The 21,243-nt window shown below is 63.2% G+C and carries 27 protein-coding genes, 1 tRNA gene and 1 pseudogene; 11 read left to right on the forward strand and 18 right to left on the reverse strand.

From position 1 onward, the window contains the following. The first annotated feature begins 97 nt into the window (after nucleotides 1-97). The 6 genes from NKI69_RS09350 to NKI69_RS09375 all read left to right on the forward strand — a co-directional run bounded on the left by NKI69_RS09350 (nucleotide 98) and on the right by NKI69_RS09375 (nucleotide 4,888). A complete protein-coding gene (locus NKI69_RS09350) occupies nucleotides 98-598 on the forward strand; it encodes an Lrp/AsnC family transcriptional regulator (protein ID WP_023813263.1) in 501 nt (166 codons plus the stop codon). Then, complete coding sequence (locus NKI69_RS09355; RefSeq protein ID WP_023813262.1) at nucleotides 595-1,758, forward strand: saccharopine dehydrogenase family protein; 1,164 nt, start codon at nucleotides 595-597, stop codon at nucleotides 1,756-1,758. The genes NKI69_RS09350 and NKI69_RS09355 overlap by 4 nt, the downstream gene beginning before the upstream one ends. Nucleotides 1,759-1,867: 109 nt before the next feature. Further along, nucleotides 1,868-2,656, forward strand: a complete 789-nt coding sequence (locus NKI69_RS09360) for an ABC transporter substrate-binding protein (protein ID WP_023813261.1) — start codon at nucleotides 1,868-1,870, stop codon at nucleotides 2,654-2,656. 104 nt (nucleotides 2,657-2,760) lie between these two features. Next, nucleotides 2,761-3,432 (forward strand): amino acid ABC transporter permease, encoded by a 672-nt coding sequence (locus tag NKI69_RS09365; RefSeq protein ID WP_023813260.1) that lies wholly within the window; start codon nucleotides 2,761-2,763, stop codon nucleotides 3,430-3,432. Then, on the forward strand, nucleotides 3,429-4,103 hold the full coding sequence (locus tag NKI69_RS09370) for an amino acid ABC transporter permease (RefSeq protein WP_023813259.1): 675 nt from the start codon (nucleotides 3,429-3,431) through the stop codon (nucleotides 4,101-4,103). The genes NKI69_RS09365 and NKI69_RS09370 overlap by 4 nt, the downstream gene beginning before the upstream one ends. A 26-nt stretch (nucleotides 4,104-4,129) precedes the next feature. Next, a complete protein-coding gene (locus NKI69_RS09375) occupies nucleotides 4,130-4,888 on the forward strand; it encodes an amino acid ABC transporter ATP-binding protein (protein ID WP_023813258.1) in 759 nt (252 codons plus the stop codon). A 9-nt stretch (nucleotides 4,889-4,897) separates the two neighbouring features. On the opposite strand, the gene NKI69_RS09380 is transcribed toward NKI69_RS09375, so the two are convergent. The 12 genes from NKI69_RS09380 to NKI69_RS09435 form a co-directional block, all read right to left on the reverse strand. Further along, nucleotides 4,898-5,401, reverse strand: a complete 504-nt coding sequence (locus tag NKI69_RS09380; protein WP_128305598.1) for a hypothetical protein — start codon at nucleotides 5,399-5,401, stop codon at nucleotides 4,898-4,900. A 211-nt stretch (nucleotides 5,402-5,612) separates the two neighbouring features. Further along, nucleotides 5,613-6,842 carry an arsenite efflux MFS transporter ArsK gene (gene arsK / locus NKI69_RS09385; RefSeq protein ID WP_128305597.1) on the reverse strand — a complete coding sequence of 410 codons (1,230 nt, stop codon included), beginning with the start codon at nucleotides 6,840-6,842 and terminating at the stop codon, nucleotides 5,613-5,615. Next, nucleotides 6,835-8,256 carry an NAD(P)-binding domain-containing protein gene (locus tag NKI69_RS09390; RefSeq protein WP_502900167.1) on the reverse strand — a complete coding sequence of 474 codons (1,422 nt, stop codon included), beginning with the start codon at nucleotides 8,254-8,256 and terminating at the stop codon, nucleotides 6,835-6,837. The genes arsK and NKI69_RS09390 overlap by 8 nt, the downstream gene beginning before the upstream one ends. 50 nt (nucleotides 8,257-8,306) lie before the next feature. After that, on the reverse strand, nucleotides 8,307-8,627 hold the full coding sequence (locus tag NKI69_RS09395) for an ArsR/SmtB family transcription factor (RefSeq protein WP_023809325.1): 321 nt from the start codon (nucleotides 8,625-8,627) through the stop codon (nucleotides 8,307-8,309). Between the two features lie 63 nt (nucleotides 8,628-8,690). Beyond that, entirely contained in the window at nucleotides 8,691-9,113 is a 423-nt protein-coding gene (arsC, locus tag NKI69_RS09400; protein WP_023809326.1) for an arsenate reductase (glutaredoxin), read from the reverse strand. Next, entirely contained in the window at nucleotides 9,110-10,219 is a 1,110-nt protein-coding gene (arsB, locus tag NKI69_RS09405; protein WP_023809327.1) for an ACR3 family arsenite efflux transporter, read from the reverse strand. Before arsB ends, arsC begins: the two co-directional genes overlap by 4 nt. Before the next feature lie 48 nt (nucleotides 10,220-10,267). Continuing rightward, on the reverse strand, nucleotides 10,268-10,600 hold the full coding sequence (locus tag NKI69_RS09410) for an ArsR/SmtB family transcription factor (RefSeq protein WP_023809328.1): 333 nt from the start codon (nucleotides 10,598-10,600) through the stop codon (nucleotides 10,268-10,270). Between the two features lie 65 nt (nucleotides 10,601-10,665). Further along, nucleotides 10,666-11,364 carry an RES family NAD+ phosphorylase gene (locus tag NKI69_RS09415; RefSeq protein WP_023809329.1) on the reverse strand — a complete coding sequence of 233 codons (699 nt, stop codon included), beginning with the start codon at nucleotides 11,362-11,364 and terminating at the stop codon, nucleotides 10,666-10,668. Continuing rightward, nucleotides 11,358-11,780 carry an MbcA/ParS/Xre antitoxin family protein gene (locus tag NKI69_RS09420; RefSeq protein WP_023809330.1) on the reverse strand — a complete coding sequence of 141 codons (423 nt, stop codon included), beginning with the start codon at nucleotides 11,778-11,780 and terminating at the stop codon, nucleotides 11,358-11,360. The genes NKI69_RS09415 and NKI69_RS09420 overlap by 7 nt, the downstream gene beginning before the upstream one ends. A 299-nt stretch (nucleotides 11,781-12,079) precedes the next feature. Then, nucleotides 12,080-13,513 carry an aldehyde dehydrogenase family protein gene (locus tag NKI69_RS09425; protein ID WP_023809331.1) on the reverse strand — a complete coding sequence of 478 codons (1,434 nt, stop codon included), beginning with the start codon at nucleotides 13,511-13,513 and terminating at the stop codon, nucleotides 12,080-12,082. Nucleotides 13,514-13,672: 159 nt separating this feature from the next. Beyond that, nucleotides 13,673-14,056 (reverse strand): ACT domain-containing protein, encoded by a 384-nt coding sequence (locus NKI69_RS09430; protein ID WP_023809332.1) that lies wholly within the window; start codon nucleotides 14,054-14,056, stop codon nucleotides 13,673-13,675. Between the two features lie 15 nt (nucleotides 14,057-14,071). Continuing rightward, nucleotides 14,072-14,551 carry a GNAT family N-acetyltransferase gene (locus tag NKI69_RS09435; protein ID WP_352721090.1) on the reverse strand — a complete coding sequence of 160 codons (480 nt, stop codon included), beginning with the start codon at nucleotides 14,549-14,551 and terminating at the stop codon, nucleotides 14,072-14,074. A 313-nt stretch (nucleotides 14,552-14,864) separates the two neighbouring features. Here NKI69_RS09435 and NKI69_RS09440 point away from each other — a divergent pair. From NKI69_RS09440 to NKI69_RS09450, 3 genes and pseudogenes are all read left to right on the forward strand, one after another. Further along, nucleotides 14,865-14,981: pseudogene (locus NKI69_RS09440) on the forward strand (cation transporter); the annotation flags it as partial. 394 nt (nucleotides 14,982-15,375) lie between these two features. Next, the gene (locus NKI69_RS09445; RefSeq protein WP_023809335.1) at nucleotides 15,376-15,753 is read left to right on the forward strand and encodes an ester cyclase; all 378 of its coding nucleotides are present in this window, start codon (nucleotides 15,376-15,378) and stop codon (nucleotides 15,751-15,753) included. 139 nt (nucleotides 15,754-15,892) lie between these two features. Then, the gene (locus tag NKI69_RS09450; protein WP_023809336.1) at nucleotides 15,893-16,948 is read left to right on the forward strand and encodes a YeiH family protein; all 1,056 of its coding nucleotides are present in this window, start codon (nucleotides 15,893-15,895) and stop codon (nucleotides 16,946-16,948) included. A 12-nt stretch (nucleotides 16,949-16,960) separates the two neighbouring features. Here NKI69_RS09450 and msrC read toward each other — a convergent pair whose 3' ends face one another. The 3 genes from msrC to NKI69_RS09465 all read right to left on the reverse strand — a co-directional run bounded on the left by msrC (nucleotide 16,961) and on the right by NKI69_RS09465 (nucleotide 19,736). Further along, the gene (msrC, locus tag NKI69_RS09455) at nucleotides 16,961-17,458 is read right to left on the reverse strand and encodes a free L-methionine (R)-S-oxide reductase MsrC (RefSeq protein WP_023809337.1); all 498 of its coding nucleotides are present in this window, start codon (nucleotides 17,456-17,458) and stop codon (nucleotides 16,961-16,963) included. Between the two features lie 256 nt (nucleotides 17,459-17,714). Beyond that, nucleotides 17,715-19,340, reverse strand: coding sequence for a chaperonin GroEL (gene groL, locus NKI69_RS09460; RefSeq protein WP_023809339.1), 1,626 nt, complete (start codon nucleotides 19,338-19,340; stop codon nucleotides 17,715-17,717). Between the two features lie 33 nt (nucleotides 19,341-19,373). Then, on the reverse strand, nucleotides 19,374-19,736 hold the full coding sequence (locus tag NKI69_RS09465) for a co-chaperone GroES (RefSeq protein WP_023809340.1): 363 nt from the start codon (nucleotides 19,734-19,736) through the stop codon (nucleotides 19,374-19,376). A 250-nt stretch (nucleotides 19,737-19,986) separates the two neighbouring features. Here NKI69_RS09465 and NKI69_RS09470 point away from each other — a divergent pair, with 250 nt between their 5' ends. Together NKI69_RS09470 and NKI69_RS09475 are read left to right on the forward strand one after the other, a co-directional pair. Continuing rightward, nucleotides 19,987-20,235: a hypothetical protein gene (locus NKI69_RS09470; RefSeq protein WP_023760015.1), complete on the forward strand. Its 249-nt coding sequence runs from the start codon at nucleotides 19,987-19,989 to the stop codon at nucleotides 20,233-20,235. After that, the gene (locus tag NKI69_RS09475) at nucleotides 20,232-20,498 is read left to right on the forward strand and encodes a DUF1488 family protein (RefSeq protein WP_023809341.1); all 267 of its coding nucleotides are present in this window, start codon (nucleotides 20,232-20,234) and stop codon (nucleotides 20,496-20,498) included. Before NKI69_RS09470 ends, NKI69_RS09475 begins: the two co-directional genes overlap by 4 nt. A 28-nt stretch (nucleotides 20,499-20,526) precedes the next feature. Here NKI69_RS09475 and NKI69_RS09480 read toward each other — a convergent pair whose 3' ends face one another. From NKI69_RS09480 to NKI69_RS09490, 3 genes are all read right to left on the reverse strand, one after another. Then, nucleotides 20,527-20,718, reverse strand: a complete 192-nt coding sequence (locus NKI69_RS09480; protein WP_023809342.1) for a hypothetical protein — start codon at nucleotides 20,716-20,718, stop codon at nucleotides 20,527-20,529. 5 nt (nucleotides 20,719-20,723) lie between these two features. Then, entirely contained in the window at nucleotides 20,724-20,927 is a 204-nt protein-coding gene (locus NKI69_RS09485; protein WP_023809343.1) for a hypothetical protein, read from the reverse strand. Between the two features lie 190 nt (nucleotides 20,928-21,117). Further along, nucleotides 21,118-21,193: transfer RNA gene (locus tag NKI69_RS09490), tRNA-Cys, on the reverse strand. Nucleotides 21,194-21,243 lie beyond the last annotated feature (50 nt).

Here is a 21,243-nt window from a genome sequence, read left to right on the forward strand (position 1 = left end):
AATCATTGCCTTGCTTTTCCAATATCCGTGACGTAGCTTGTTTGCACATTGGCAAAAAAACCGCCAAAGTTTTTTCCTTTTGTGAAAGACGGGGACTTTGCGAGAACATCTCGATCTGACCGATCGGCGGCTGGTCAAACAGCTGTCGCAGGATGCACAGCCGGGCATCAACCGCATCGCGGAGATATTGGCGATTTCGGTGCCGACGGTGCGCACGCGGTTGCGCAACCTGCTCGACCGCAACCTGCTCAAGATCGTCGGCCTGCTGAATCTGACCGAGCGTCCCGAGCTGATCTCGGCCATTGTCGGCATCAATGCCCAAGGGCGCGGCCGGGCCCGCGAACTGGCGCAGCGCATTGCCGAACTGCCCTTCGTCAACTCGGCCTCGGTCGTCACCGGGCGCTTCGACATCATCGTCGACGTAACCGTGGCGGGTGACGTCGCCGACCTCTACCGCGTCACTAGCGAACTGATCCCGGGTGCCGGCGAGCCCGGCGAAGTCGTGCGCAGCGAAACCTTCGTCGTCATGGCGTCCTGCAACAAATGGGTCAGCCTGCCGGAAGGCTGCTGGTCGGACGACCGCAAGGAGCCGGCATGAAGATCGCGGTACTCGGCGGCCTCGGCCTGCAAGGCCGGGCGGCAATCGCCGACCTTGTTGCCAGCGACGGCGTCGAGGAAATCGTCTGCGTCGACACCGCAGCGGATGGCCCGGCCCGGCTTGCCGGCCTGACCGATCTTGCCCGTGTGCGCTTCGTCGTGCCTGAAGGCGCGATCGGCCCGGCGCTGGCCAATGTGCTTGATGATGTCGACGCCGTCATCGACCTGTTGCCGCAGCCATTGATGCGCGAGGCGGTGCAGGCCGCGATCGCCACGCGCACGCCGCTGGTCACCACCAACTACGCCAAGTCGATCGCCGATCTGGCGCCGGCCGCCGAACAAGCCGGCGTCTCGATCATGACCGAATGCGGGCTCGACCCCGGCATCGACCTCGTACTCTACGCGCGCGCCGCCAGGCAGTTCTCTTCGATCACCGCGATCGATTCCTATTGCGGCGGCATCCCCGAGCCGAAGGCGATGGCCAAGCCGCTGTGCTACAAGGTGAGCTGGAATTTCGACATGGTCCTGGTCAGCCAGAACCGCGACAGCGTCATGATCGAGGGCGGAAAGCGCGTCGCGGTGCCGGCCGGCCAGCAGCACGAAAACCCTTTCATCCATGAGATCGAGGTCGCGGGCCTGGGCAGGCTGGAAGCGTTCCCAAATGGCGATGCGCTGCATTATGTCGAGATGCTGGAGGCAGCCAAGGGTCTGCGCCGTTCCGGCCGCTACACGCTGCGCTGGCCGGGATGGTCGGCCTTCTGGGCGCCGCTAAAGGAGCTCGGTTTCCTCTCTGAGGACAAGGTGCCCGGCACCTCCAACAGCCCGCGCGAATTCCTCGGCCGGCTGCTCGGCCCGCAACTGCAATATGGTCCCGGCGAGAAGGACCTGTGCGTGATGCGCAATGTCTTTTCCGGCCTCGAAAGCGGCCGCGCCAAGACGGTGACGTCGGACCTGATCATCGAGCGGGACCTGGCTTCGGGCCTGTTCGGCATGAGCCTCGGCGTCGGCTATCCCGCCAGCATCGTGGCGCAGATGCTGGCGCGTGGCGAGATCACCAAACCCGGCCTGCTCAACCCGCTGCTGGACGTGCCCGACGAACCCTTCTTCGACGAGCTTGCCAGACGCGGCATCAAGGTCACCGAGACGGTGGCCTGGGACTGAGGATTTTCGAACGGTGGCTGCCGCCGGCAACGGCGCTGCCGCTCAAAAAGCACCCCAAAGGGTGAAAAACAACGAAGACATGGAACAATAAAACAAGGAGGACTACCAAATGAAGATTGCCAAGCTTTTCATCGCCGGACTTGCGCTCGCCGGCCTTACCACTGCTGCCTCAGCCGGAACACTGGACGACATCACCAAGCGCGGCGAACTGCGTGTCGCCGTGCAGACCCAGGGACCCCCTTTCTCGCTGGTTGGCGCCAATGGCGAACGCACCGGCAGTTCGGTTGAACTGGCCGAACTGATGGCCAAGGAAATGGGTGTGAAAATCACCTTCCTCGATTTCGACTGGGATGGTCTGATCCCGGCGCTGCTGTCAGGCAAGGCCGACCTTCTGGTCGCCGACATGACACCGACGCTGGCGCGCGGCATGAAGGTCGCCTTCACCACGCCTTACATGTACACCGGCAGCACCGTCTTCACCAAGGCCGACAGCAAGTTCAAGACCACCGAAGACTGCAAGGCCAAGGGCACCAAGATCGCCGTGCTGCTCGGCGCCACCGGCGAGAAGGAAGCCAAGAAAGCCTTCCCCGACGCCGACATCAAGAGCTACAAGGGCGGCGGTCCGCTGCTGCTCGACGCCGTCAACAACGGCCAGGCCGATTGCGGCGTCAACGACGTCTCGGCGGTCAAGGGCCAGTCGACCGCCTATCCGGCCGGCAGCTTCACCATCATGCCGGACCTTCTGTCGAAGGAGCCGCTTGCCTTCGCCACCCGCTATGACGAGCCGGACCTGCTGGTCTGGATGAACCTGTTCCTCAACCAGGTCACCATCGATGGTCGCCTGCAGAAGAACCTCGACTACTGGGTCAATTCCGACGCCTGGAAGAAAGACCACTAAGCAGCGATAAACCCAGGCGGTTAGCGCGCGTCTCAAGCGCCGCGAAACCGCCTGGAATTTCGCTTCATCCGTCGTTTCCTGCACTCTGGGGATTGCACCCAACGATGCTCGAAAATTTCAGTTTCCGCACCATCGTCGAATACCTGCCGCTGTTCGGACAGGGCCTGATCACGACCGTCTGGCTGTCGGCGCTGTCCTTTGTCGGGGCGCTCATCGTCGGCATCGTGCTGTGCGCCATGAATCTGCAGCGCGGCTGGCTGTTTCGTGTGCCGGCCAAGGCTTATATCGATGCGGTGCGTGCCACGCCCTTGCTGGCGCAGCTCTATTTTCTCTATTTCGGCCTGCCCCGGCTCGGCTTCGTCCTGCCGGAACTCGTCGTCGGCATCCTCGCGCTGTCGTTGAACAGCGGCGCCTATATCGCTGAAATCATTCGTGCCGGCATCCTGTCGATCCCGCGCGGTCAGGTCGAAGCCAGCGTCGCCTCGGGCATGACCTATGTCCAACGGATGCGCCTGGTCGTGCTGCCGCAAGCCTTCAAGGTGACGATCCCGCCGCTGCTTGGCCAAGCCATCGTGCTGGTCAAGGATTCCGCCCTTCTGTCGCTGATCTCGGTTGCCGAACTGACGCGCGCCGGCCAGTTGCTCGCCTCCGACCGCTTCATGCCGGCCGAAGGTTTCCTCACCATCGCCGCCTTCTATCTGCTGCTCTATTACGGACTGAAGGGACTGGCTGGCGTCTCCAGCCGCTGGCTCGGCACGGCGGGGGCGCGGACATGATCTGGCAACAACTGCAAAGCCTCGCCGGCTCCTATCCGCTGGCCCTGCGCGGCCTCGGCATGACCGTGATGCTGTCGCTGATCAGCCTTGTGCTCGGCACCTTGCTCGGCTTCGGCCTCGGCATCCTGCGCACCGGCGGCAACCAGCTGATCTCGGGCTTGATCGGGGCCTGGGTCGACCTGATCCGCGGCACGCCGTTCCTCGTGCAGATCTTCCTGATCTTCTTCATCCTGCCGGAGTTCGGCATCGAGCTTGACGCCTTCACCGCCGGCATCATCGCGCTGACCAATCTGGCCGCCTGCTTCATCTGCGAGATCGTCGTCGCCGGCATCCGCTCGGTGCCGACCGGCCAGGTCGAGGCGGCGCTGGCGTCCGGCCTGTCGCGCTGGCAGCGCATGCGCCAGGTGGTGCTGCCGCAGGCCATGCGCATCGTGCTGCCGCCGCTGGTCGGGCAGTATGTGCTGCTGATCAAGGATTCTTCCGTCGTGTCGGCCATCGGTCTCACCGACCTCACCCGCGTCGGCTGGCTGGTGGTGCAGCGTGTGCCCAACGGCCTCTTGGTCTTCTTCCTCGTCGGCGTCGGCTATTTCATCGTATGCTATCCCCTGATCATGCTGGCCCGTCGGCTGGAGCAGCGCATGGGCGCGGCACATGGCGAGGTGCAGTTGTGACTTCCAACCCCAAAGGTCCAGAAAACATGACCACAACGGGCCTTGCCAAGACCGGTATGATCGACTTTCGCGGCGTCAACAAATGGTTCGGCTCGCTCAACGTGCTCAAGGACATCACGCTCAGCGTCGAGCCGCGCGAAGTGGTCGTCGTCTGCGGCCCGAGCGGCTCGGGCAAAAGCACTCTGATCCGCTGCGTCAACGGCCTGGAGGCGATCAAGAACGGCGACCTCGTCGTCGACGGCCAACGCCTGGGCGACCCCGCCACCAACATGACGCAGCTGCGCACCGAGATCGGCTTCGTCTTCCAGTCGTTCAACCTCTACCCGCATAAGACGGCACTCGAGAACGTCACGCTAGCCCCCATCCATGTCCGCAAGATCCCGCGTGCCGAGGCTGAAAAAGCAGGCCGTGAATTGTTGGCCAAGGTTGGCCTCGCCGACAAGGTCAATGCCTATCCCGCACAGCTCTCCGGCGGCCAGCAGCAGCGCGTGGCGATCGCGCGTTGCCTCGGCATGCGGCCCAAGATCATGCTGTTCGACGAGCCGACCTCGGCGCTCGATCCCGAGATGATTTCCGAAGTGCTCGACGTCATGGTGGCGGTCGCCGAGGAAGGCATGACCATGATGGTGGTGACGCACGAGATGGGCTTTGCCCGCAAGGTCGCCCAGCGCGTGGTGTTCATGGACGCCGGCGCCATCGTCGAAAGCGGCACGCCGGACGAGTTCTTTTCACACCCCAAGACCGACCGCAGCCGCGCTTTCCTGAGCAAGATTCTCAGGCATTGATGTCACGCCTTATAAGACATGCTTCTTTTTCGGTGTATCGACGAACCTCCGTTTGGGCAATGCGGGGCTTCCGTCATTGACGACATAGCGCAAACGCGCTGCAAGCCGTGCTTCCGCTTCAGGCCAATCCTTGAGACTTACCGGAAGCCGCGCGATGAGCTTCAGTTCGCGATCGTAAAGATCCACATGGACGAAAGGAATAGCGACGACAACGACAATGACTTGTCCAAAGCCTGCCAACTCGGAGAGTGGGATCGTTTTGTTTCTGAAGAGACGACGGTAGATGATGTTTTCGCCTTCGATGCTCCAACGTGCGTATTGGACAGCAATCCCGGCCACCATGAGACCGACAAGGAAAACACCGATGACCACTCCGGACCAAAGCTCGGCCGGGGTCTGCGCTTCGGGATGCGTGAAAATACCATAGATCATGGCTGCCAATGCGCCCCCGGCGCCCAGACAAACAAACCATCCCAGCGTTCGTTTTGCTGACCCGGTCTTGAATACGATCATTCTGCATAAGATTCCACCTGGTTCACTGTGACCGCGGGTAGCGGGAACCCCGCGACGCATTCGATGTCGAGCCGGTCTTCCCGGCGCTCCATAAGAGCCAGGTTTCCGTCGGCAGTACACTGCGGTAGATGCAAAAGGGATTGCGGTCGATCCCCACTCTCAGCGTTCCGGACCCTTTTGCAGACCATCATGATCGGCGCCAGGTGCCAAGTCACGCGAGATGGGTCACGAACGCTGGCAGGCCGCCCCGCCGTCTGAGCAGCACGATGGCGAGGAAGGCGATCACGCCGCTCGCGGCGACGACGACCAGCACCCACAGCGAATTGGCGACGGATGTCCGCGCCATCATGAAGGCGAGCGCGAACGGCGCGAAGGCCGAGGTGAACTGACGGGCAGCGCTCGCCCATCCGAGCCGCGCACCATAGCCCTCGCGGCCGAAGAGTTCGAGCGGCAAGGTGCCGCCGACGATGCTGGTGAGGCCGGAACCAAGGCCGAACAGCAACACGAACAGGAAAGCGCCTGGCAGCCATGGCGTCGTCAGGAGCAGTGCGCACAGCCCTGCTGTGATCAGCGATGCGGCGATGACGGCGAGGTGCGTCTGCTGCAGCCGCCCGCCAAACAGCATGTTGATCAGCCGGCTGGCGACCTGCGCCGGCCCGAACAGGGTCGAGACGAAGAGGCCTGCGGTTCCGAGCCCCAGCGCCGCCGTCAGCGGCACCATGTGGATGAGGATCGCCGACAGCACGAAGCCCTCGGTGGCGAACCCCGCCAGCATGAGCAGGAAGGCGGTCCGGCCGCGCCGCGCATCGAGCCGCGTGCCCGCTTCATCGGGGGCGGACCCGCGCTCTTGCGGCATGACTGCTGCATGGCGGCGCGACAGGCGCATCAGCCACGCGTGGATCGGCAGGCATAGGCCGAGATTGAGAGCGGCGAACAAAAGATAGACCTCGCGCCATGTCAGATGCGCATGCAGCGCCGAAGTCAGCGGCCAGAACAGGGTCGAGGCGAACCCGGCGATAAGCGTCAGATGGGTGATGCTGCGCTGCGGTCGGGGAACCCCGATCTGCACGATCGCAACGAAGGCGGCGCTGTAGAGAACGAAGCTGGAGGCCAGTTCCATCGCCAGCAAGGCCACAACGAAGCTCACGCGGTCGGGCGCGACGGCGCACAGCGCCAGCGCCACGGCTGCCGCCACCGAGCCGACGGTCATGATGCGGCCGGCGCCGAAGCGGTCGGCCCACCGCCCGGCAGTCGGCGCGAACAGGCTGCCGGCAAACAGCGAGGCCGACAGCGCGCCGAACACCCAGCCTTCCGTGAGCCCGAACTCCCCAGCCATTGCCGGCGCCAGGATCGAGAAGCTGTAGTAGAGCGTGCCGTAGCCAATGATCTGGGTCAGCCCAAGCGCCCAGATCGCCTTGCGCAGGACGGATCGTTCAGGCATCGGCGCCGGCCGCCATATCCTCTCGCGGCTCGGTGGCCGGCGCGGTTGCGCAGCCGCAACCCGATGCGCCGGTTGCCTTGGCGTCCGCATCCCTGACGCAGCAGGCATCGACAGCGGCCGGCGCGGGCCCGCCACAGCAGCCGGCGCTTGCCGCTACCGTCGCGACACCGACGGCGCAGCACACGCCGGTCTCCGGCAGCACCAGCCGGACCTCGCGGGCCGCGGCATGGTCTCCGGCAATATCGGCCACCACCGAGCGGACCTGCTCGTAGCCGGTCGCCATCAGGAAGGTCGGGGCACGGCCGTAGGATTTCGAGCCGACGATGGTGAAGCCCGGTTCGGGATGGGCGAGCTCTGCAATGCCATGCGCGGGAACCGTGCCGCATGAGTGGAAGTTTGGATCGATCAGCGGCGCCAGTGCCGGCGGCGCCTCGACGGCGGGATCGAGCGCGATGCGGATTTCGCTCAGGAACGACAGGTCTGGCCTGAAGCCGGTGGTGACGACGATGCGGTCGATGGCCAGGCTGAACGGCTTGCCACCCAGGCCGGCATCGACAACAAGCCCCTCGCCCTGCGTCTTGATGCCGTTGACGGCGAAGGGCGCCAGCATGTTCAGCCTGCCATCCGCCATCGCCTGCCTGGCAGCCAGCCCAAGCGCGCCGCGTTCCGGCAACTGGTCGTTCAGCCCGCCGCCGAGCAATCTCTCGATGCTGGCGTGGCGCAGCGCCCAGAAGATTTCGGTGCCAGGCGCCGCATCCTGCAGCTCCATCAGCGCCAGCGCGACGTTGATGGCCGAGTGCCCGCCGCCGATGACCAGGATGCGCTTGCCCGCATAGTCTTCTCTCGCCTTGCCGAGCACGTCGGGAATGCCATAGGCGATGCGTGCCGACGCCTCGCCTTCGCCGGAAACCGGCAGCCCGTCGACGCCGATCGGATTTGGCCGCCACCATGTTCCGGACGCGTCGATGACGGCGCGCGCGAGAACGCGGTGTTCGCCGCCGGCATCGCGATAGCGGATGACGAAGGGCGCGTCCTTGCGGCCATCATTGGCGACCTTGTCGTGTCCCTGACGGGTGATCGCGGTGACCTCGGCGCCGAGCTTCAAATTGGCGGCGATCGCGGGAAGCCGGCCAAGCGGCGTCAGATAATCGCGCACGATCTCGCCGCCGGTCGGCAGGCCCTGGCTGTCCGGCGCCGTCCAGCCGGAGCGGTCGAGCAGCGCCCGCGCCGCCGTATCGATGTTGTATTTCCATGGCGAAAACACCCGCACATGGCCCCAATCGAGCAGCGCCGCACCCACGCTTTCGCCGCGCTCCAGGATCAACGGACGAATGCCGCGCTCGACCAGATGCGCCGCGGCTGCCAGCCCGACCGGGCCGGCGCCGATCACCGCGACGGGAAGGTTTGCCATCATGTCCATAGGTTCGATCCTTCCGGTATGTTCGAATTATAAGTGCAAAAAAATCAAACCAGTGCTTTGCCGACGGCGGGCGCGCAGACGGCGTCAGCGCAGCACTCGTCGGCGAGATAGCCGATCAGCGCATTCATGCCGGGATAGTTGGCGCGGCAGATCAGCGTCGTCGCTTGCCGCTCCTGCGTGACAAGCCCGGTGTCGACCAGCCGTTTGAGGTGATGCGACAGCGTCGATGACGGAATGTCGAGCTTGCCCTGGACGCTGCCGACGGCAAGCCCGTCGTCACCGGCGCGCACCAGGATGCGATAGAGCTGAAGTCGCGTCGGATTGCCGAGTGCTTCAAGCTGGGCAGCTGCTTTTTCGAGTTTCATGGAAATAAACTACGCGGCACTTTTCGCGCCGTCAACTTAATTTCGAAAAATATGGAAATAACATCAGCCGGCGCGTTTGCCCGAGGCGCCTGTGATCACCTCGCCATCCTCCTTGGTGAACGCACCGATCTCCGGGTTGGGCAGGATGTCCAGCACCTTTTCCGACGGCCGTGCAAGGACGACGCCGAGCGGGCTGTCCACGATCGGCCGGTTGATAAGGATCGGATGTGCCAGCATGAAATCGACGATCTGCTCGTCGGACCATTTCGGGTCGGCAAGGCTGAGTTCGGCATAGGGGGTGCCCTTCTCGCGCAGCAGGTCTCGCGGTGTGATGCCCATCGCGGCGATCAGTTCGACTAGCCTTTGTCGCGACGGCGGCGTCTTCAGATATTCGATCACCTCCGGCTCCTCGCCCGACTGCCGGATGATGGCCAGCGTGTTGCGCGACGTGCCGCAATCGGGGTTGTGGTAGATGGTGATGGTCATTTCGAGGCCTTCCCAGTCGACATGGTATTCCGGACGGCGCCACCCTTCTCGTACCAGCCCTTGCTGCGGTTCACGATCCACACCACCGACAGCATGACCGGAACCTCGATGAGCACCCCGACCACGGTGGCAAGAGCCGCGCCCGAATTCAGCCCGAACAGCGCGATCGCGGCGGCCACCGCCAGCTCGAAGAAGTTCGACGCGCCGATCAGCGCCGATGGTCCAGCCACGCAGTGCCGCTCGCCGCTGAGGCGGTTGAGCAGATAGGCAAGACCGGAGTTGAAATAGACCTGGATCAGGATCGGCACTGCCAGCAGCACGATCACCAGCGGCTGCGCAATGATCTGCTCGCCCTGGAAGCCGAACAGCAGTACCAGCGTCGCCAGCAAGGCAATCAGCGACAAGGGCTGCAGCGTGGCAAGCAGGGCATCGAGCCCGACCTGTCCCCTCGCTGCCAGCAGCCGGCCACGAACTAACTGCGCGACGATCACCGGCGCGACGATGTAGAGTGCGACCGACAGCATCAGCGTGCCCCATGGCACGGTGATCGCCGACAGGCCGAGCAGCAGGCCGACGATGGGGGCGAAAGCGACGATCATGATCGCGTCGTTGAGCGCCACTTGCGAAAGCGTGAAATTCGGCTCGCCGCGCGTCAGGTTCGACCAGACGAAAACCATCGCCGTGCAGGGCGCCGCGGCAAGGATGATCAGCCCGGCAATGTAGGAATCGATCTGCACGGCGGGCAGCCATGGCCGGAACAGCCAGCCGATGAAGAGCCAGCCCAGCAGCGCCATCGAGAACGGCTTCACCGCCCAGTTGATGAACAGCGTCACGCCGATGCCGCGCCAATAGGTGCCGACCCTGGCCAGCGAGGCGAAATCGACGCGCAAGAGCATCGGCACGATCATCAGCCAGATCAGCACGGCGACAGGAATGTTGACCCTGGCGATCTCGGCCGACGCGATGGCTCCGAACACGCCCGGCAGCAGATGGCCAAGCGCGATGCCCGTGACGATGCACAGTACAACCCACACCGTCAGATATTTCTCGACGAAGCCGATGCCGGGCCGCACCGCCACAGCTGCGTTCAAAGCATGATCGGTCATGATGGCTTTCCTTGTTCGAACGGCGCGCGGCGGACAGTCACAAGCCCCTCAGCAGTCACAGGTCACGGCATTGATGACGGGACGGCAGAGCTCCGGCGCGCCATTGCAGCAATCTTCCATCAGATAGGCCAGCAGGTCGCGCAAGCCGGTCATATCGGCGACATAGCGCACGGTCCTTCCGTCGCGTTCGGGACGGATCAGCCCGGCATGGGCGAGCACCTTCAGATGCGCCGACATGGTGTTCTGGACCGTGTCGAGCCTCGTTGCGATCTCGCCCGCCGGGATACCTTCCGGACCGGCACGCACGAGCAGCCGGAAGACATCCAGCCGCGTCTCCTGGCCAAGTGCGGCCAGCGCATTCAAAGTGCTTTTCTTATCCATATATCCGAATCCTTGGATTTATGGATATCGGCTTCCCAGCGATCTGTAAAGAGTGTCCGCCGCCATCATGTGACGGCAAGCACCTTTCCCGTATCGTGCTGGCGCACGAAGTCGACGCGGGCGCCGTCCCAGTGGTAGCTGTAGTGGCGGCCCTGGACTGGAATGGTGATCGCGTCGGGCCAGAAGATGCCGATGCAGCCGCCGCCCGGCATGCGCACGCTGTTCCACACCAGCCCGTCGCTGCCTGCTGCCCGCAGCGCCCGCCCTTCCGCCTGCGAGGCGGAATAGTCGTCCGGGTCGAGCACGCCGGGCACGGCGTTGACATCATCGAGGTCGCGGTCGACGCTGCCGATCAGCACGCGGAAATCCGCCGTCCAGCCCGGCCCCTCGTTGGTGGCACGCATGAATTTCTGATGGTGGTGGATGGTCTCGGCCAGCGCCACCTCCTCGCTGTCGCCCGCATAGTAGATGCCGTAGCTGCCATCCGAGAAGCGTCCCGGCCGCAGCGTCGAACAGTGCACGAAGGGCGCCATCACGAAGCTGGCGCCGGGGCCGGAAACCCGCCTTGCGGCCGACACCTTGCCGAGGTCGCCGATCTCGAACCTTATGCGCGGGTTGGTCTTCGCCTCGACCGAGGCCAACGCCTCCCAGTCGCGCGGATCGGCAATGTCCTCGAACAGGTCGATCGGCGGGTGGATAGAGCGGATGATGCGGAAGGTCTGGTGCCAATGGACGCCGCGCCGGACCGCAAGCCCACTCACCATGCACCACGCTCCGCATCGAGCCATTCGCGCATCGCCGAGAGATCGGAAATTTCGCCGCGCAGCATCAGATCGAGGGCCGACTGGCCGCCGAAGGCGGTATTGGGCTTGCGTATCCAGGCATAGCCGCGCGCCGGGTCCGTGAACAGATAGCGCAGGCCCTTATGGATGCCCATCAGATGCGCCAAGCGGGTGCGCAGGTCGCGGTCGATCCTGCCGACGCCGCCTTCCTTCGCCCCAGTCTTCCAACGCGCCCAGGTCCGCGCCGACATGCCGCCGAGCAGGATGCAGGCCTCCAGGTCGGTGAGATTCCAGGCCTTGAACAGATTGACCGTGGTGCGCGCCAGCGCGCCAGCTTCTTCATCCGAGATAGCGGCTCCGACCGTGGCCGGCGTGGTGACGATGGACTGAAGCTGCATTTTGTGCCTCGCTGTTGGCAGACATATAGCATGTATTTGCCAATTGGCAAAATAAGTTAAACCGCATCTGATGGGAAGAGGATGGCGGGACGTGGCAGGGTTTGGGTTCCTCGCCCCCACGGAAGTGGGGGAGAGGTGGCTCGGGGAAGCCGAGACGGAGCGGGGGCGGCGCGGCCTTAGGTGATTTAGAGGGAACTTGCCAGCGTCGCAGCCCCCTCTCCGACCGCTTCGCGGCCACCTCTCCCCCGCTTTGCGGGGGCGAGGAACCCAAGTCCTGAAAGTCGCCGCCAGTACCCCGTCTACTCTGCCGCCTCATACCCTGCGATGCCCTTGATCTCGAGGAAATCCTCGAGCCCGTATTCGGCATATTCGCGGCCATTGCCCGACTGCTTGTAGCCGCCGAACGGCAGGCCGGCGTCCCACTGCGGATAATTGATGTAGACATTACCGGTGCGCATGCGCGCCGCGACTTCGCGCGCCTTCTTCATGTCCTTGGCCTGGATGTAGGAAGCGAGGCCATAGACGGTGTCGTTGGCGGTCTCGACCACCTCGTCGACGCTGTCATAGGGCATGATCGCCAGCACCGGCCCAAAGATCTCCTCGCGCGCGATGCGCATGTCGTGGGTGACGTCCGCGAACACCGTCGGCCTGACATAGTAGCCGCGGTTAAGCTCGGCCGGCCGGCCTGGGCCGCCCGCTACCAGCGTCGCACCTTCATCGATGCCGGCCTGGATCAGGTCCTGGATCTTGTCGAACTGAACCTGGCTGACGACCGGGCCGAGCTTGGTGCCGGCGGCGTCAGCGGGGCCGACGGTGAACTTTTCCGCAGCCGCCTTGGCATAGCCGGCCGCCTCTTCATGGCGGTCGCGCGGCACGAACATGCGCGTCGGCGCGTTGCAGGACTGGCCGCTGTTGCTGAAGCAGCCGGCGACGCCCTTGCTGACGGCGCTTGCGAGGTCGACATCCCCGAACAGGATGTTGGCCGACTTGCCGCCAAGCTCCTGATGCACGCGCTTGACCGTGTCGGCGGCGGCCTTGGCCACCAGGATGCCGGCACGGGTCGAGCCGGTGAACGACACCATGTCGATGTCGGGATGGCTGGACAGCGCCTGGCCGACGCCGGGACCGTCGCCATTGACGAGGTTGAAGACGCCCTTCGGCACGCCGGCCTCGTCCAGGATTTCGGCGAAGATGATGGCGTCGAGCGGCGCGATCTCGGAGGGCTTCAGCACCATCGTGCAGCCAGCAGCAAGCGCCGGACCGACCTTGCAGGTGATCTGGTTGAGCGGCCAGTTCCACGGCGTGATCAGCCCGACGACGCCGATCGGCTCCTTGACCACCAGATGGTTGCCCTTCACGTGGCGGAATTCGAAAGTCTTCAGCGTCTCGGCCATTTTGGTCAGATGCGCCAGCCCAATGCCGACCTGGCTGTCCAACGCCATCTGGCGCGGCGCGCCCATCTCGCGTGACACAGCGACGGCAAGATCGCCACTGCGCTTCTTGTAGACCGCGATGATGCGGTTCAGCAGGTCGAGCCGCTCACCAACCTCTGTAAAACCAAAGCTGTTGAAGGCGCGCTTGGCGGCAGCCACCGCCTTGTCGACATCGGCCTTGGAGCCTAGCGAAATCTGCGCAAAGGCGTCCTCATTCGAGGGATCTATGACGTCCAATGTGTTGGGCACAACAGGATCGACCCACGCGCCATCGATATAGAATTGCAGATTGTGTGACATGGTTTTCTCCTTGGCCGCATGGCCGCGCCGGGCCGTCATATCTGGCTGGAGATAACGATGCACAAACGCCGCTGTCAAACGCAACCCCCGAAGTCGTTGAGCCAGTGCGGCAGTGATTGAGCCAGAGCGGTTGGGCCAGCGAGTAGTGGTGAGGATGGACTACAGCAAGATATGCCCGGCCTCGACCAGAAACCGCCTCGCGGCGGCCTGATCCGTCGCTTTCACCAACAGATGGTCACCATCGAAAGTGGACACCAGGAAGATGCCCAACCCGTTTTCCGACAACGGCCTGATAACCGACAGCACGATACCGGTTTCATCGAAGGCAAACGGGCCCTCGAGTTTGAAGGCCACCCAGTCGATATCCTGCTTGACGGCATGCGGCACGCGGTCCTGCAAGCAAACGATCGAAAGCTCGTCGTCAGTCCTTGTGATGCTGACGAAGCCTGGCCCGTCCGCCCAACCGGGAATGATCTCGCCCGCCTCCAGCCGGGAAACCGCGTAAAGCCCTAGGAGTTGCTTAAGCCTGACCCTGGCAGCCATTATCGAACTCCTTCGTCAGATTGCCGGTAATCCCGCGAGCCTCTTGCTCATATAGACCGTCATGCCGCCCATGAACGGCTCTTCCCGATCGATGACATAGCCCTGCCTCTTGTAGAGCGACACATTCGCCTCGAAGGCGCCATTGGTCAGCAGGCGAAGCTCGGCACGTCCTGCTTCGATTGCCTTGCGCTCGGCCAGCTCCAGCAACAGCCGGCCAATCCCTCTCCCCTGCGCATCCGGTGCCACGCAGACATTCTCGATCCAGAGGTGATCTGCGGCCAGGATGGTTTCGATTATCCCGACAATGCCGCCATCCTCGACGGCGAGATCGAACGGATGCTCGGCAACAGCCTTGTCGTAGTCGGCGCGCATAGGCAGCGGCTCGCGGCCGATCACCGGCACCCATTTGACATAGGCGGCACGAACGATATCCCGGATCGCGGTGGCGTCAGCGGGCTCGGCGGGCCGAAGCCGGATAGAAGAATTGGTGGTCATCAAAGTGCTCCAGATATGAAAAACCCCGCCGGCGGTGTCGCGGGCGGGGCTGGAAACGAACGAACCGGATCTATCCTGCCGGTCTTTGTCGTCGCGCAATCAGTCTGCCGCTCCGCACTGTGCAGGTGCGGCGTCGCTTGGTGTTGGTGGGCGCGAGGACGAACATGGCGCCAAGCTGGAACATGATGCGTGGCGCTGTCAAGGCGGCTGCTCGATCGGTAATGTCTCATGTCATGGAATCGCTGCGGGCCTTGCGATAAACGGCAATTGATCGATGGACAAAATATGACCGGAACGCTGAACAAGGGTGCGGATGGTTGCCATCCTGAACCTGGCCTATTTCGGGATCGAGTTTGCCGTAGCCGTCTGGATCGGATCGGCATCGCTGTTCGCGGACAGCATCGATTTTCTGGAGGACGCATCCGACAATCACCGCCGCCGACGGCCGGCTTTCGCCGTCGAGATGCAGGGACGCGCGGCAAGCAACAATTACTGGGCCAGTTTCTCCCTCCCCGCGCAACACAGCCTGACCGCGCCTTCGGGAATCGTTGCCCCCGGCGGCCGGTGGCGGCGCAATGCCCGGCCAATGGAACACCCTCCATCCCCGTCGCCGATATCCACACAAATCCGGCGGACCCGGCCCGGCCTTGGCGGCGGACGGCGCGGACGGGAATCTATCAGCCGCATCTGGTGGACGACGACCAGCGGAGCAACGACCGCGGCATGTTCTAGGCGGCGCGCCGGCAGGCGATGTCGCATCTGGACTGCACCCGCAGTCGTTCTATCTTTTTGCTCGACCCAGACCAAGCACCGGAGCCATCGCCGTGACCGTTACCGACCTCTATCGAGGCTACATCGCCTGCCTCAACAATCAGGATTGGCAAAATCTGCATCGCTTCGTCCATGACGAGGTCCACTACAATGGCGACCGCGTCAGGCTGGCGGGGTACCGCGAAATGCTGGAGCGCGATTTTCGGGAGATCCCAGACCTCTATTTCGACATCCAACTGCAAATCGCCGAACCGCCGTTCATAGCCAGCCGGCTCCAGTTCAACTGCACGCCGAAGGGAACCTTCTTCGGCCTGCCCATCAACGGCCGGAAGATCTCCTTCAGTGAGAACGTCTTCTATGAATTCCTCGACGACACAATCAGGAACGTCTGGTCGGTGATCGACAAGGCGGCGATCGAAGCGCAGCTTTAATCCAGGTCGGCCAGAAGATGACGCACAGCCAATGCCCGACCGATCGTTCGTAAAAACCGATCATTATGACGAAAATAATTCGTTGGAAAGATTATTTGAGGAATGACATTCTCCCCGCGTACTCGCCTGGAGCATTGCATTGTCTTCCGTTTCCCACTTCGCGAACGATATTCCGAAAAGCGCTTTTCCTGCTGATCTGACACCAAGGCGGAAATCCCTCAACTGGAATGGCATCGTCCCCGGCGTCGTCCTTGTCACGATGATCACGGCTGTTGCCTTCTCGGCCCGCAATGTCTCCGGCGTCGCCTTGTTCAGCCCGATGATCCTGGCCGTCGTTGCCGGCATGATCCACTCCAACGTGCTCGGCACACCGGTGCACGCCAAAGCCGGTATCGCATTCTCGCAAAAGCGCCTGTTGCGCTTCGCCATCGTGCTGCTCGGCTTCCAGCTGACGCTCGGCCAAGTCGTCTCGATCGGCGCCGGCGGCGTCGGCATTGTCGCGGCCACGCTTGGTGCCACCTTCGTTTTCACCATCACGCTCGGTCGGCTGATCGGCGTCGACGCCAAGCTGGCGCAGCTGATCGCCGCCGGCACCTCGATCTGCGGCGCCTCGGCTATCGTCGCCACCAACATCGTCACCGATGCGCGCGACGAGGACGTCACCTACGCCGTCGCCTCGATCACCTTGTTCGGCACCGTCGCCATGCTCGGCTTCCCGCTCATGGCGCCCATGCTCGGCCTCGACCAGCACGCTTTCGGCCTGTGGGCAGGCGCCTCGATCCATGAAGTGGCGCAAGTCATCGGCGCCGGCTTCCAGAACGGCACCCAGTCCGGCGAGATCGCCACCGTCGCCAAGCTGACCCGCGTCGCCATGCTGGCGCCGATGGTCGTCGCGCTCGGCCTGATGGCGCGCCGCAGGAGCAGCAGTGAGGTGGCGGCGCGGCCGCCCATGCCGTGGTTCGTCGCCGCCTTCGTCGCCATCGTGGCGCTGAACAGCCTCGTCACCGTGCCGGCCGAGGTGAAATCGGCAATGGCGCTCGCCACCACCATCATGCTGACCATGGGGCTGGCCGCCATGGGCCTGCAGGCCGACATCTCGCAGTTGCGCTCACGCGGCCTGCGCCCCTTGGCGCTCGCCTTCTCGGCCTTCCTGTTCATCGGCTGCTTCAGCCTGCTGCTGGTGAAATTCGCCTAGTCTAAACCGGGCCTAGTCCTCGAACGAACTCGCCGCGGCATAGATCGCCGCCAGCGTCTCGATGCCGGCCTGGTCGGCCTTGTCGAAGCGGCCGGGCAGCGGGCTGTCGAGATCGAGCACGCCGAAGACGCCTTCATCGTCCTCGAGCAGCACCACCAGTTCCGAGCGCGAGTCGGCATCGCAGGCGATGTGGCCGGGAAAATCATGCACGTCCTTGATCAGCATCGAGGTGCCGAGTTCGACCGCCGTTCCGCACACGCCCTTGCCGACGGCGATGCGCATACAGGCCGGCTTGCCCTGGAACGGCCCGAGCACCATTTCCTCGTCCGACTGCAGGAAATAGAACCCGGCCCAGTTGAGGTCCGGCACCATCTGGAAGATGAGTGCTGCGGTGTTGGCGGCGTTGGCGATCGAATCGCGCTCGCCGTCGAGCAGCGCCTTAAGCTGAGTGGCGAGGTCGCGGTAGAACGCGGCCTTGTCTGAGGTGTCGATGGCCTTGGCCGCAAACATGAACGTGTCTCCGTATCGAGGATAGCTGTTCGTCCGATCGCTTGCCAAAGTCGGCGAGCTCCGCGACCAGACGGCCGCCCGCACAGTCTAGCGTGGATTGCGTCCCCTCCGAAAGCCGCAAGATCAGGGGTGCCTCCCGGCGCTGAGCCGGACGGCAAGGCAGCTATGCGTAAACTTTGCGATCATCTTGAGAATCATGACGGCCCCGATCGGGGCCGTCATTCACCTCTCAAAGAGATCGGACAAGTCCCGGGTTTTAGTAGCCGCCCATACCGCCGCCGCCCGCCGGGGCAGCGTCTTTCGGCGGGATGTCGGTGATCATCGCTTCGGCGGTGATCAGAAGGGCTGCGATCGAACCGGCATCCTGCAGTGCGGTGCGCACCACTTTCGCCGGATCGACGATGCCTGCCTTGATCATGTCGACATAGACCTCGTTCTGGGCGTCAAAACCCTGATTGTGGTCCTTGCTGTCGGTGAGCTTGCCGACGACGATCGAGCCTTCAACGCCGGAATTCTCGGCGATCTGGCGGATCGGCGCTTCGAGCGCCCGCAGCACGATCGTGATGCCGGCCGTGACATCGGCATTGGCGCCGGTCAGGCCGCCAAGCACCGAGCGGGCACGCAGCAGAGCCACGCCGCCGCCGGGCACGATGCCTTCTTCAACCGCCGCGCGGGTGGCGTTCAGCGCATCGTCGATGCGGTCCTTCTTTTCCTTGACTTCCGACTCGGTGACGCCGCCGACGCGGATGACGGCAACGCCGCCGGCGAGCTTGGCCAGTCGCTCCTGCAGCTTCTCCTTGTCGTAGTCGGAGGTCGTCTCTTCGATCTGGCCCTTGATCTGGGCGACACGCGCCTGGATCGTCGCCTTGGTGCCGGCACCGTCGATGATCGTGGTGGTGTCTTTCTCGATCAGCACACGCTTGGCGCGGCCGAGCATCTCGATGGTGACGTTTTCAAGCTTGATGCCGAGGTCCTCGGAGATCATCTGGCCTGATGTCAGCACGGCGATGTCTTCCAGCATCGCCTTGCGGCGATCGCCGAAGCCCGGCGCCTTGACGGCCGCGACCTTGAGGCCGCCGCGCAGCTTGTTGACGACCAGCGTCGCCAGAGCCTCGCCCTCGACGTCCTCGGAGATGATCAGCAGCGGCCTGCCGCTCTGCACCACCGCTTCGAGGATCGGCAGCATCGCCTGCAGATTGCCGAGCTTCTTCTCGTGGATGAGGATGTAGGGCTCTTCCAGCTCGACGCGCATCTTGTCGGCATTGGTGACGAAATAGGGCGAGAGATAGCCGCGGTCGAACTGCATGCCTTCGACGACGTCGAGTTCGGTCTCTGCGGTCTTGGCTTCCTCGACTGTGATGACGCCGTCATTGCCGACCTTGTCCATCGCCTTGGCGATCATCTCGCCGACGCTGGCATCGCCATTGGCGGCGATGGTGCCGACCTGTGCGATCTCGGCCGACGACTTGACCTTCTTGGCGCGCGCCTGGATTTCCTTGACCACGGCGGAAACCGCCTGGTCGATGCCGCGCTTCAAATCCATGGGGTTCATGCCGGCGGCGACCAGCTTGGCGCCTTCGCGCAGGATCGAGGCGGCCAGCACCGTGGCGGTGGTGGTGCCGTCACCGGCGAGGTCGTTGGTCTTCGAGGCCACTTCGCGCACCATCTGGGCGCCCATGTTCTCGAACTTGTCGGCAAGCTCGATTTCCTTGGCGACGGTGACGCCGTCCTTGGTGATGCGCGGCGCGCCATAGGCCTTGTCGATGATGACGTTGCGGCCCTTGGGGCCGAGCGTGACCTTCACCGCATTGGTGAGGATCTCGACGCCGCGTAGCATGCGGTCGCGCGCATCGGTGGAGAATTTGATTTCCTTGGCAGACATGATTTTTATCCAGTTCGTTCGGAGAAAATGAGGTCAGGCAGCTTTCTTGGCGGCCACGGTCTTGTCGGTTGCAGCCGTCTCGCCCTTGTCGATGATCCCGGTCTCGCTCTTGTCGATGACGCCCATGATGTCGGCTTCCTTCATGATCAGAAGGTCCTCGCCGTCGATCTTGACCTCGGTGCCCGACCATTTGCCGAACAGGATGAAGTCGCCGGCTTTGACGTCGAGCGGAACAAGCGCGCCGTTTTCGTCGCGTGCGCCAGGCCCGACGGCGATGACTTCGCCCTCCTGCGGCTTTTCCTTGGCAGTGTCGGGGATGATGATCCCGCCCTTGGATTTGATATCGCCTTCGGCGCGACGAATGACGACGCGGTCGTGGAGTGGCCGAAATTTCATGGGAACTTTCTTTCTGGGGCCGGCACAGGCGGCCACGCCCCTCCTCTATAGACGCGTTGGCACTCGATAGATAGGAGTGCCAAAAATTATTCGCGGACCATATTAAATATTCAAAAGTATTATTTCAGCTGGCCGTTTCGTGATATCCGCAGAATGTCAAATAATTCAAAAGATTGAATTTTGCCGATCGAGTGCCTATTTATCGGACAAGTTCACTTTCACGATTTCAGGCACAAGGGAGATTTCTTCGATGGCCGAAGGCAATCAGACGATCATGGAAAAAGCTGAAGCCCGCTTTGTCGACAAGCAGAAGAAGACAGCGGAGAAAAACAAGGCGACCGCCGAATATATGTCCGAGGCAAGAGCCAGGGAAATCAAGACGGCAAGGCTGAGGGAGCTTCGGCTGGCCAAGGAAGAGGCCGATCGTGTCGCCGAGGCCCTCAATCCGACGCCGAAGAAGAAGCGGGTGACCAAGAAAGCCACGGAGGCCAAGACATGAGCCTCACCTTTCCCAACCGCAGCCGCAGCTATGACGAAGCGGGCCAGCGCATTCGTTTCGTTGGCCATGACGGCATGTTCCAGATCTCGTTTTCCGTCGCTGCCGACGCCATGGCCAAGATGCGGCCGGGCACAGCTGCCGACGAAGCCGGTTATCTCCAGACATTCGACACCGAGAGCAGCGCCATCCGCGAGGTGGCGTCGAAGGCCTATGACCGCACCCGCAAGAGCATGTATGTGCTGACGGCGGCCGATTTCGGCTGAAATGGCGGCGAGTTGGCGCTGACCGCGATCAGGTCTTGCGCTCGGCCCTTTCGCGGCGTCTGACGTCGCGGACATTCATCTGCACGACCATGTCCTCGGCCTCGCGCGGCCCCATCCCGACCATCACCTTTTGCCGGACAACCGCAGGCTGGCCGGTGAAGACATCGATGATGCTCCAGCTCTGGGGAAGCTCCATGCGCAGCGTGTAGCGGTTGGCCATGGCGGTCAGCCTTGCATCGTGAAAAACACGGCGCCCAGGATCAGCACCGTCCAGGCGACGACCGACAGTTTCAGCACCATGCCGCCATGCACGGCCAGAAGCTTCCGCAGGTGCGGCACACCTGCCGACGAGACCGGTGCCGCCGCCAAGGCGACTGGGGCCTTGAGGCCAAGTTTTCCAAAGACGGGCAGCAGCGACGGTTCACGCACGAAAGGCCTCGAATGTCAGGGAAAAGCGAAGCAAGAACGCTCGCACCCCTTCCATAGCACTTTTTTCGCGAGCGCCTGCATGCCAAATTCAAGACAGGACTGCTTTGACGGCCAGTCCCTACTGCATTCGCAACACACAATCTATTCGTGGGAACTGACTGCGCCCGGGGCAGATTGGGACGCCAAATTTTGGAGGCCTCGCCTCGGGATCGAACCGAGGCTTCAGAGATTTGCCGTCTCCAGCGTAGCCGCTCCGCCACGAGGCCATGGCTGTGAAGTAGCGGCCAAATATTTACGGAAAGGTTAATCCCGAGGG

The organism is Mesorhizobium sp. M0491 (assembly GCF_040321265.1).
Classification (GTDB): domain Bacteria; phylum Pseudomonadota; class Alphaproteobacteria; order Rhizobiales; family Rhizobiaceae; genus Mesorhizobium.

Coding starts and splice junctions, on each gene's coding strand:
- NKI69_RS09430 (WP_023809332.1), bottom strand. CDS start 14,056: ATGGCTGCCAGGGTCAGGCTTAAGCAACTCCTAGGGCTTTACGCGGTT.
- NKI69_RS09375 (WP_023813258.1), top strand. CDS start 4,130: ATGACCACAACGGGCCTTGCCAAGACCGGTATGATCGACTTTCGCGGC.
- NKI69_RS09410 (WP_023809328.1), bottom strand. CDS start 10,600: ATGGATAAGAAAAGCACTTTGAATGCGCTGGCCGCACTTGGCCAGGAG.
- NKI69_RS09370 (WP_023813259.1), top strand. CDS start 3,429: ATGATCTGGCAACAACTGCAAAGCCTCGCCGGCTCCTATCCGCTGGCC.
- NKI69_RS09475 (WP_023809341.1), top strand. CDS start 20,232: ATGAGCCTCACCTTTCCCAACCGCAGCCGCAGCTATGACGAAGCGGGC.
- NKI69_RS09470 (WP_023760015.1), top strand. CDS start 19,987: ATGGCCGAAGGCAATCAGACGATCATGGAAAAAGCTGAAGCCCGCTTT.
- NKI69_RS09360 (WP_023813261.1), top strand. CDS start 1,868: ATGAAGATTGCCAAGCTTTTCATCGCCGGACTTGCGCTCGCCGGCCTT.
- arsB (WP_023809327.1), bottom strand. CDS start 10,219: ATGACCGATCATGCTTTGAACGCAGCTGTGGCGGTGCGGCCCGGCATC.
- arsC (WP_023809326.1), bottom strand. CDS start 9,113: ATGACCATCACCATCTACCACAACCCCGATTGCGGCACGTCGCGCAAC.
- NKI69_RS09435 (WP_352721090.1), bottom strand. CDS start 14,551: ATGACCACCAATTCTTCTATCCGGCTTCGGCCCGCCGAGCCCGCTGAC.
- NKI69_RS09480 (WP_023809342.1), bottom strand. CDS start 20,718: ATGGCCAACCGCTACACGCTGCGCATGGAGCTTCCCCAGAGCTGGAGC.
- NKI69_RS09365 (WP_023813260.1), top strand. CDS start 2,761: ATGCTCGAAAATTTCAGTTTCCGCACCATCGTCGAATACCTGCCGCTG.
- NKI69_RS09355 (WP_023813262.1), top strand. CDS start 595: ATGAAGATCGCGGTACTCGGCGGCCTCGGCCTGCAAGGCCGGGCGGCA.
- groL (WP_023809339.1), bottom strand. CDS start 19,340: ATGTCTGCCAAGGAAATCAAATTCTCCACCGATGCGCGCGACCGCATG.
- NKI69_RS09425 (WP_023809331.1), bottom strand. CDS start 13,513: ATGTCACACAATCTGCAATTCTATATCGATGGCGCGTGGGTCGATCCT.
- NKI69_RS09415 (WP_023809329.1), bottom strand. CDS start 11,364: ATGGTGAGTGGGCTTGCGGTCCGGCGCGGCGTCCATTGGCACCAGACC.
- NKI69_RS09380 (WP_128305598.1), bottom strand. CDS start 5,401: ATGATCGTATTCAAGACCGGGTCAGCAAAACGAACGCTGGGATGGTTT.
- msrC (WP_023809337.1), bottom strand. CDS start 17,458: ATGTTTGCGGCCAAGGCCATCGACACCTCAGACAAGGCCGCGTTCTAC.
- NKI69_RS09420 (WP_023809330.1), bottom strand. CDS start 11,780: ATGCAGCTTCAGTCCATCGTCACCACGCCGGCCACGGTCGGAGCCGCT.
- NKI69_RS09390 (WP_502900167.1), bottom strand. CDS start 8,256: ATGATGGCAAACCTTCCCGTCGCGGTGATCGGCGCCGGCCCGGTCGGG.
- arsK (WP_128305597.1), bottom strand. CDS start 6,842: ATGCCTGAACGATCCGTCCTGCGCAAGGCGATCTGGGCGCTTGGGCTG.
- NKI69_RS09465 (WP_023809340.1), bottom strand. CDS start 19,736: ATGAAATTTCGGCCACTCCACGACCGCGTCGTCATTCGTCGCGCCGAA.
- NKI69_RS09395 (WP_023809325.1), bottom strand. CDS start 8,627: ATGAAACTCGAAAAAGCAGCTGCCCAGCTTGAAGCACTCGGCAATCCG.